Origin of the sequence: Acaryochloris sp. IP29b_bin.137 (assembly GCF_028285745.1) — a bacterium.
Taxonomy (GTDB): Bacteria; Cyanobacteriota; Cyanobacteriia; order Thermosynechococcales; family Thermosynechococcaceae; genus Acaryochloris.
Genome location: NZ_JANQOP010000239.1, coordinates 1 through 8028, shown reverse-complemented (window position 1 = coordinate 8028; position 8028 = coordinate 1). Strand labels below are relative to the sequence as shown.

Below are 8028 nucleotides of genomic sequence, written 5' to 3'. Positions count from 1 at the left end.
ACCCAACGTCAGTCCTGATTGGCTGGTGGCAGAGCTACAAGAACTCTTTACCTTAATGGGGCCACCCCCCACCCAGTTCCAAGTCTTTAGACCCCGCAGTCTGACTTTTATGGAAGACGTTGGGAAAACCCTCAATATTTCTGTGGTGGCTACCCGACAAACAGCGGGCTTGAAGCGAGTCTTGCAAGTGAGAACGCAAGCTTATGCTCAACTACCGGAGTATACAGGTCAATCCTATAATCCTTTAGCGATAGAACCTTTGCCTCCCCAGCCCATGCCTGAACATCTCTGGGGCGACCAATGGCAGTTTGTCACCTTAGCCGTCTCAGAGCTAGAGTCGGTACTGCTGCAACGGCCCATTCCCCTACGGACAGTGCCGGAGATGCTCTTGCCAAGCCAGTTGGGTTTAGCCGCAGATACGCGAATTCCAGGGGTGTTGATCAATGGGGGACGACGGTCCATGCAGTTGGCTCAATGGTTGCAGCAGCAGCAACCTGCTTCTATTCAAGCCATGCGGGCGGAGTTAAGTGGGTTGATTATGGCTGCTGGTTTGAATGAGCGCTATGTGTTGGTCACTTATGATGATGTGGATATTGTCTCAGCGGCCCAGGGATTTGAACAGGGGAAGCAAGGGAGCCAAGGGCTACATTTTTTGTTGGTACAGCCCGATGATTCAGGGGTGACCTATACAGGGATGTGGTTATTGTCTTCATTGATGGAGTAGGCTTCATGGTCTGATATCGACTGAGCTGTATGGAAGGGGTCGGCTATGCCAGTGGTCGGCTACCCTCGTTTTTGTAGGATATAAGAGACATAGCGATTCTCTTTCAGCTATTAATTATGGTTCAAGCCCCTGCTCAAACCGTTTCCCTATCAGAATTCTTGGCGCTGCCAGAAACGCAGCCTGCCAGCGAGTATCTTGACGGATTTATTGTTCAAAAGCCCATGCCTCAAGGGAAACACAGCACAATTCAGCGAGACTTGACGATGGCTGTGGAAAGGGTGCTCAAGCCCCAGAAAAAAGGGCGAGTTTTTCCCGAATTGCGTTGTACCTTTGCTGGACGCTCGATCGTTCCAGATATTGCAATTTTCACCTGGGAGCGAATCCCTAGAGATGAAGATGGCTCGATTGCCAACCAGTTTTCCCTCGCTCCTGATTGGGTTGTAGAAATTTTGTCGCCAGATCAAAGTCAGACAAAGGTTACTAAGAAAATTCTGTTTTGTCTCCAACATGGCACTCAGCTCGGTTGGCTGATTGATCCTACCGAACAAACGGTTTTTGTGTACGCCTCGGAGCAGGCTTTACAAGTGTTTGATATGGACTCTCCTGATCGCTCCCTGCCTGTGCCTAACTTTGCATCGGACGTGCATTTAACGGTACAAGATATGGTGAATTGGTTGCTGGACTAGCGACCCACCCATATCGATTGCTAGTTGTAACAACAAATGTAGCCAGACTATTTTCAGCAATATTGCCCGGTTAAACAGGCTTTAGGAAACTGACGCGTAAGCCATTGCTCATTGCAAGTTCAAAGCACGTTTAGACTAAACACCTCGCGGTTTATAGGCCAGCTAACTCAACCTATAAACCTCCTCTCCCTAGGGTTGGTTAGCAAGATTAATTCGATCGCCTAACTGCCGAAGAGCTTGAGCCAATTCTGGATCTTTTTTCTGTAAATCAGAGACTTTGTCACAGCTATAAATAACCGTTGTATGATCCTTGCCGCCAAATTCCTCACCAATTTTGGGCAAGCTCAGATCAGTATGTTGGCGCATCAAGTACATGCCAATTTGGCGGGCCATACTAATCTCGCGGCGGCGAGAATTTCCTTTCAAATCATCAATAGACACACCATAGGTATCGGCGACGGCATGAATAATGGATTCAGGGGAAGCAGAGATTTTAGCCTTAGGAGGATTTAAAACGGGTGCTATATTTTCCACATTCATCGGGAGTCCAGAAATGGAAATATAGGCCACTGCTCGAATCAGAGCCCCTTCTAACTCCCGAATGTTAGAGGTATAGCTAGAGGCAATATACTCAATCACTTCCCTGGGAAGTCGGATGTTTTCGTATTCTGCTTTCTTTTGCAGAATGGCCATTCGGGTTTCTAAGTCAGGGGGTTGAATATCTGCAATCAGCCCCATCGAGAACCGGGAACAAAGACGTTCTTGCAAGCGTGGAATTTGGCTGGGTGGGCGATCGGATGCTAGTACCACTTGCTTTCCGGCTTCATGAAGGGTGTTGAATGTGTGAAAAAACTCTTCTTGGGTATACTCTTTGCCCTCAATAAATTGGATGTCATCCACTAACATCACGTCTACGGCTCGATAATGTTCACGAAACTTCTGCATGCCATCCTTACGAATGGCCGCAATCAGATCGTTTGTAAACTGCTCTGTGGAGATGTAAAAAATTCGTGAGTTCGGCGAAATCTCCAGTCGGTAGTGGCCGATGGCTTGCATAAGGTGAGTTTTTCCCAATCCCACACCGCCACATAGAAACAGGGGATTAAATTCTCGACCTGGAGATTCGGCAACGGCTAAACAGGCTGCATGGGCCATGCGATTATTGGGTCCGACCACATACCGAGAAAACACATATTTAGGATTGAGGCTGGCCTGTTGTCGTTGAGAGGTGTTGTTTGGGTTATCGGCAGGGCTGGAGGCCGGTAAGGGCGAAGCCACTTCAGGGGCAGAGATACTAGCGTTGGAATCCCCTTGGGCAATTTCGATTTGAATTTCAACCGGATGGCCCAAAATCTCATGCACGACATCCCGAATGGTTTTGACATAATACTTCTGCAGCCAATTGCGGGCAAACGGGTTTGGAGTACGGATGACTAATCGATCCGATTCGAGTTGCTCAGCACTAGCAGTCTTAATCCAGGTTTCAAACGTGGGTCGGCTCAACTGAAGCTGCAATCGCTCCAGGACTTGGCCCCAAAGTGTTTCAAGAGACGTTTCCATGGATTACCTCGACTGCATGCTGAGCGACATAGAGCTTAAGGGGTTTCATCAGGTCTGGCAAGAGTGGGTGATAAGATTGTAAACTATGGATTCTGGGTCAAACGCTAGACCTAAATGCTTTCTTTGACCTTGTTAAATCTTTTAACTGCATAAATTATGACTAAACGAACTTTAGGTGGCACCTGCCGCAAGCGTAAACGCACGTCTGGATTTAGGGCTCGCATGCGTTCTCAAAGTGGGAAAAACGTCATTAATGCTCGTCGGCGCAAAGGTCGGCATCGCTTATCCGTTTAGAAACCTCGTCAACTCTAACTTTCTGGGAAACCAACTCTGTCATCTAAGCTTTTCCATTGCATGTTAGCAATTCAAAATCGGCTGACGAAAAACAGAGAGTTTCAGACTGTTTACCGAAAAGGTCGTCGCCAAAGCACTAAATTTCTAGTTCTGAGGGCCTATCGGTCTAGCATCGCTACACAACAACACCTTGTTCGATTCGGATTCTCGATTAGCCAAAAAGTCAGTAAGCGGGCCGTGATCCGGAACAAAATCAAGCGACAACTGCGAGCCATTTGCCGTCAGTTACTGCCTGAGTTACAGCCGGGTTGGGACGTCGTTATTGTCGTGCGTGCAGACGCGGTCCAGTGCGATTACTTGCAATTTCTGCAACAATTAAGACAGTTATTTGCAGACGCGGAGATCCTAAATGGGTATTAAGGAGGAGGTCTATTTTGAAGGAGGACCTCATATTGGCGATTTAATTTTAAATTCTTTCTTAGCTTTAACCATATTTTTTATTCCTCTGACGATTGGTGCAATTGTCAGAGCCATTTGGCTACGATTTCGAATTACTAATCGGCGTGTGACAGTCAATGGTGGATGGTTTGGTCGTACTCGCACCGATCTCGTCTATTCAGAAATTTCTGAGGTTTCAGTCATTCCCAGAGGTTTAGGCTTTTGGGGAGACATGTTGATTATTTTAAAAGATGGCAGCCGCATTGAATTGAAATCTCTGCCTAAATTTAGAGAAATTGCGGCCTATATTGAAGAAAAAGTAGAGGCGAAGTCTCAGGCAAAAGTTACAGCTGCGAGTGGCTCGGCGTCATAGAATTTTAGGTTAGACATCTTCAAACTGCAGCATTTGTTGCTCGGGTGAGTATGATGGAGAAGATCATTTTGATTTGTACTCAATCTGAAAACAATGCTGGTATTGGTTGGTTGTTTGCCCACAGTATGTATTACCACTAGAATCATACTTGTGAAGGGAAGCAGCGTTTTGCGTGCTGCCATAGTGGCAGGCCCAGTCAACTCACTATTTTGCTAATTTCCGCACTTAGGTCGGCTATACACGAATGAACTTTATTGGATTTATCTCGGACAACATTATGTTGCCGATCCTGGATTTTTTCTACGGGATCGTCCCTAGCTATGGATTGGCCATCGTTGCTCTAACGTTGGTGATTCGCTCTGTTTTGTATCCAGTGAGTGCAGGCCAAATTCGCAATATGCGGCGAATGAAAGTCTCACAGCCGGTAATGCAGAAGCGCCAAAAAGAGCTGCAAGAACGCTACAAAGATGATCCAGCAAAGTTGCAAGAGGAGCAAACCAAGCTGTTCAAGGAGTTTGGTAACCCTCTCGCCGGATGTTTTCCACTCCTGATTCAAATGCCGATTTTATTTGCACTATTTGCAACCTTGAGAGGATCGCCCTTTGCCAACGTTAACTATTCAGTGAATCTGAAGATTTTACCCCAAGACAAGATTGCAGAAATCAAAACTGATCCGTTTACAACAAAATCACAAAACATATTTGTGGCTGAGAGAACTCATTATCCAGTGATTGGTATTGTGCCCTCCGGTAAAGAGTTGGGGGTTGGGCAGTCCACGGATTTTCAATTCCAGACCGTTGGTGGTAAGTCTCTGCAAGATATTCTTCCTGAGTCTGAGCCAGACAATGTGGTTCCCAGTTGGAAAGTGATGAAAGGTGAGGATCGGGTCAGCATTGATGACAATGGCCATATTGTGGCTTTGCAACCGGGAGATGTGACGATTCAAGGAACCCTGACAGGCATTGCGGCGGAGAAAGGTTTCCTGTTTATTAAGGCCCTGGGTCGAGTGGGTGCCGTTGAAGGTGAAATATTCACAACCACTGACGAAGGGGCTCAGTTTAATGCGGATGCCATCCACTGGGATATCTTGATCATGGTGCTTGGATTTGGTGTTTCTCTCTACATCAACCAGTTGCTATCTGGTCAAGGTGGCAATTCTGGGTCTCAGCAGCAGGCGATGAACAAGTACATGCCAGTGATGTTTTCAGGAATGTTTTTGTTCTTTCCCCTCCCGGCGGGTGTGCTGTTGTATATGCTGTTAGCCAATATTTTTCAGACGGTCCAGAGCTATTTCCTCTCAAAAGAGCCGTTGCCTGAGAACCTGCAAAAGATTGTGGACGAACAGGAGCGTAAGAAGGCCCGAGAAGAGCGAGCATCCAAAGTAGTTGCTGAAGATGGTGAGCGGGGTGCACTACCCTTTGAGCCGGAGTACTCTAAAAAGAAAGCATCGAGCTAATAGGTATGAGTGAGTCGAACATTCAGCAGGGACAGGAATGGCTGTCTAGTTTACTAGGCCATTTGGGTATAGAGACCCCGGTCACTAGCGATAAGCCAGAGATTGCCCAGACAAAATTCAAAGATTTTGGTGGGTTCTGGCTCACGATTGATGACAGTGGTTTGTCACCTGAGCAGATCGACTTATTGATTGGGAGTAATGGTCGGATGTTGGATGCTATCCAATATCTGATCAATTCCACCCTAAATCTTGGCAAAGATAAGGAGGAACGGACCGCCTTTACGATTGAGATGGCTGATTTTCGGGTCAACCGTTATGAAGAACTAACGCAACTGGCGGATCAGGCAGCTCAATCAGTAAGAGAAACGGGCCAAGAGTATGTGATGCCTCCTATCAACTCTGCAGAACGACGGTTAGTGCATACAATTCTGTTTGATGAAACGGACCTAGAGACCTGTAGTCGTGGCCAAGAACCAGACCGCCGTTTGGTGGTGGCGCTGGCGACGGGTGAGGAGCCTGAATAAGAGTAGGTCAGTAAGGGATGGAGAAAGGGTCTCAGCGATGGACAAGGTTTACATCCCAGACGTCGAAAATGCACCTCAACAAACCATTGTTTTAGATGTTGAAGAGTTTTTCTCTGAGCTAGACTCACTGACGGCAGTTCAGGGACAGATCACGCTTGTGCATCAAGGCAATTATTTGCAGGTAAATAGTCAGGCAAAAACGATTGTGACACTCAATTGCGATCGCTGTTTGCAGCAATATAATCATCGGCTGACAGTAGATGCCTCGGAGATGATTTGGTTATCGGCAGACGTTCCAGCGGATGAACCTGGCTTGGAAATTGAAGTTACCCTCGATGATCCGGTAGAAACGCTATCTCCACGGGGATATTTTAGTCCTGAAGATTGGCTGTATCAGCAGCTCAGTTTGCAACTGCCCCATCGGCAGCTGTGTGATCAAGCCTGTGAAGGGTTGCTGAAAGAGGCGGAGAAAATTGAGCAGCCCGTCGATCGACGCTGGGCCGCTTTAGAGTCTTTGAAAGAACAAATGCAGGGAAACTAGGCGTTTTCTTGTTCGCACGCACCAATATTGACCCAGCTACTAGAACCATCGGCCCAGTGCTCTTTCTTCCAGATCGGGGCATTGTGCTTGAGGGTGTCAATGGCATACTGACAGGCGGCAAAAGCTTCGGCTCGATGGGGACAGCCAATGGCAACGAGGACACTAATCTCGCTAATTTTGAGGTGACCAGTGCGGTGCTGGATGGCAATCCGGTTAACGTCTGGCCAGCGTTGACGAATGTCCTGAGCAATGCCCTGAAAGACTTTCAGAGCCATCGGTTCATAGGCTTGATATTCGAGGGAGAGCACAGCTTTACCGTCCGTTTGATCGCGAACGGTACCACTCATGACCACCACAGCGCCGTTATGAGGGTGATCGGCTTGGTGATACAGTTCCTCGACGTTCAGTGGAGCAAAGGTAATCAGAAAGTGATCGTCAGTGGTGGTGGAGGCGACAGAAGAAGTCATGGCGACAGAAGAGCACTGCTTCTCTATCATGACGGATTATCCTGATGAATTAACCAGGGGATGGAGCATGACTGGTAAAAGGCGCTGGACCCTCTAATCTCAAATCGAGATCAAATACCTGGGAAAACTGATGCAGCAGAGTGGCTGTTACCTCAGTACTGTCAAGGTTAGGAATAAACTGTCCTAAGCTGCCGACAGCCCGATTTTGAATCCCACAGGGAACAATCTGGTCAAAGCCAGACAGATCAGGGTTGATATTGAGAGAAAAACCATGCATGGTAATCCAGCGACTGACCTTAATGCCGATGGCTGCGACTTTGCACTGGTCTAGCCAAACGCCTGTGAGGCCCGGAATACGCTCTGCTTTTAGGTCATAGATGCTTAACGTGCGAATAATCACTTCTTCCAGTTGTCGAAGATACCAATGTAAGTCTGGTTGATGATGCTTGAGGTTGAGAATGGGATAACCTACGAGCTGACCTGGGCAATGGTAGGTCACTTCTCCGCCCCGCTCAATGCGGTGCAGGGCGTAGTCTGATTGGTCAGGATTGAACTTAAGAAAATCCAAACTTGCGCCCTGTCCCAACGTGTAAACGGGGGGATGTTCTAACAGGAGTAATGTATCGGGAAGTTGAGGATTGTGAATGCGATCGCGCACCAGTTGCCGCTGCCAATCCCAGGCTTTTTGATAATCCACCAGACCCAGTTGATATAGCCAACAGGGACGTTTAGGGGGAGAAGCTTTAAAAGCCTTAGCTGATTGGTGAGATGAAATCAAGAGTATTTCCGAGTAATCCTATGACCATAGCATTTAAGAATTATCACAGGATGCAAAGCAACTTAAAGACACGGTAGAACACCTCCCCCTTCCAGAAAACAAAGTGTTAGGGTGAGGTTAACACTGACATTAGGGGAGGCAACCCTATGAAGCTTGTTATTCACGGCAAGAATATTGAGATCACCGA

11 protein-coding genes are annotated in these 8028 nt (G+C 47.4%); 8 read left to right on the top strand and 3 right to left on the bottom strand.

Features of this window, described 5'->3' with window-relative positions:
* Window positions 1-724, top strand: a 724-nt coding sequence (locus Q0991_RS17035) for a Tab2 family RNA-binding protein (RefSeq protein ID WP_299490485.1), incomplete at its 5' end; no start/stop codon positions are given.
* A 116-nt stretch (window positions 725-840) separates the two neighbouring features.
* Window positions 841-1410 (top strand): Uma2 family endonuclease, encoded by a 570-nt coding sequence (locus tag Q0991_RS17030; protein ID WP_299490482.1) that lies wholly within the window; start codon window positions 841-843, stop codon window positions 1408-1410.
* 189 nt (window positions 1411-1599) lie between these two features.
* Here the strand turns inward: Q0991_RS17030 and dnaA are convergent, their stop codons facing one another.
* Window positions 1600-2970, bottom strand: coding sequence for a chromosomal replication initiator protein DnaA (gene dnaA / locus Q0991_RS17025; protein WP_299490480.1), 1371 nt, complete (start codon window positions 2968-2970; stop codon window positions 1600-1602).
* Window positions 2971-3126: 156 nt separating this feature from the next.
* Here dnaA and rpmH point away from each other — a divergent pair, with 156 nt between their 5' ends.
* From rpmH to Q0991_RS16995, 6 genes are all read left to right on the top strand, one after another.
* Window positions 3127-3264, top strand: coding sequence for a 50S ribosomal protein L34 (gene rpmH / locus Q0991_RS17020; RefSeq protein WP_299490478.1), 138 nt, complete (start codon window positions 3127-3129; stop codon window positions 3262-3264).
* A 60-nt stretch (window positions 3265-3324) separates the two neighbouring features.
* Complete coding sequence (gene rnpA / locus Q0991_RS17015; protein ID WP_299490476.1) at window positions 3325-3684, top strand: ribonuclease P protein component; 360 nt, start codon at window positions 3325-3327, stop codon at window positions 3682-3684.
* Window positions 3674-4075 carry a PH domain-containing protein gene (locus tag Q0991_RS17010; protein ID WP_299490473.1) on the top strand — a complete coding sequence of 134 codons (402 nt, stop codon included), beginning with the start codon at window positions 3674-3676 and terminating at the stop codon, window positions 4073-4075. The genes rnpA and Q0991_RS17010 overlap by 11 nt, the downstream gene beginning before the upstream one ends.
* 244 nt (window positions 4076-4319) lie before the next feature.
* A complete protein-coding gene (gene yidC, locus Q0991_RS17005) occupies window positions 4320-5531 on the top strand; it encodes a membrane protein insertase YidC (protein WP_299490471.1) in 1212 nt (403 codons plus the stop codon).
* A 5-nt stretch (window positions 5532-5536) separates the two neighbouring features.
* On the top strand, window positions 5537-6055 hold the full coding sequence (locus Q0991_RS17000; RefSeq protein WP_299490469.1) for a R3H domain-containing nucleic acid-binding protein: 519 nt from the start codon (window positions 5537-5539) through the stop codon (window positions 6053-6055).
* Window positions 6056-6092: 37 nt separating this feature from the next.
* On the top strand, window positions 6093-6596 hold the full coding sequence (locus tag Q0991_RS16995) for a YceD family protein (protein WP_299490467.1): 504 nt from the start codon (window positions 6093-6095) through the stop codon (window positions 6594-6596).
* Here the strand turns inward: Q0991_RS16995 and Q0991_RS16990 are convergent.
* Both Q0991_RS16990 and lipB read right to left on the bottom strand, forming a co-directional pair.
* Window positions 6593-7063 carry a molybdenum cofactor biosynthesis protein MoaE gene (locus Q0991_RS16990; RefSeq protein ID WP_299490464.1) on the bottom strand — a complete coding sequence of 157 codons (471 nt, stop codon included), beginning with the start codon at window positions 7061-7063 and terminating at the stop codon, window positions 6593-6595. The two genes, Q0991_RS16995 and Q0991_RS16990, sit on opposite strands and share 4 nt — an antisense overlap.
* Window positions 7064-7112: 49 nt before the next feature.
* Window positions 7113-7841, bottom strand: coding sequence for a lipoyl(octanoyl) transferase LipB (lipB, locus tag Q0991_RS16985; protein WP_299490461.1), 729 nt, complete (start codon window positions 7839-7841; stop codon window positions 7113-7115).
* Window positions 7842-8028 lie beyond the last annotated feature (187 nt).

Coding starts and splice junctions, on each gene's coding strand:
- Q0991_RS17030 (WP_299490482.1), top strand. CDS start 841: ATGGTTCAAGCCCCTGCTCAAACCGTTTCCCTATCAGAATTCTTGGCG.
- dnaA (WP_299490480.1), bottom strand. CDS start 2,970: ATGGAAACGTCTCTTGAAACACTTTGGGGCCAAGTCCTGGAGCGATTG.
- rpmH (WP_299490478.1), top strand. CDS start 3,127: ATGACTAAACGAACTTTAGGTGGCACCTGCCGCAAGCGTAAACGCACG.
- rnpA (WP_299490476.1), top strand. CDS start 3,325: ATGTTAGCAATTCAAAATCGGCTGACGAAAAACAGAGAGTTTCAGACT.
- Q0991_RS17010 (WP_299490473.1), top strand. CDS start 3,674: ATGGGTATTAAGGAGGAGGTCTATTTTGAAGGAGGACCTCATATTGGC.
- yidC (WP_299490471.1), top strand. CDS start 4,320: ATGAACTTTATTGGATTTATCTCGGACAACATTATGTTGCCGATCCTG.
- Q0991_RS17000 (WP_299490469.1), top strand. CDS start 5,537: ATGAGTGAGTCGAACATTCAGCAGGGACAGGAATGGCTGTCTAGTTTA.
- Q0991_RS16995 (WP_299490467.1), top strand. CDS start 6,093: ATGGACAAGGTTTACATCCCAGACGTCGAAAATGCACCTCAACAAACC.
- Q0991_RS16990 (WP_299490464.1), bottom strand. CDS start 7,063: ATGACTTCTTCTGTCGCCTCCACCACCACTGACGATCACTTTCTGATT.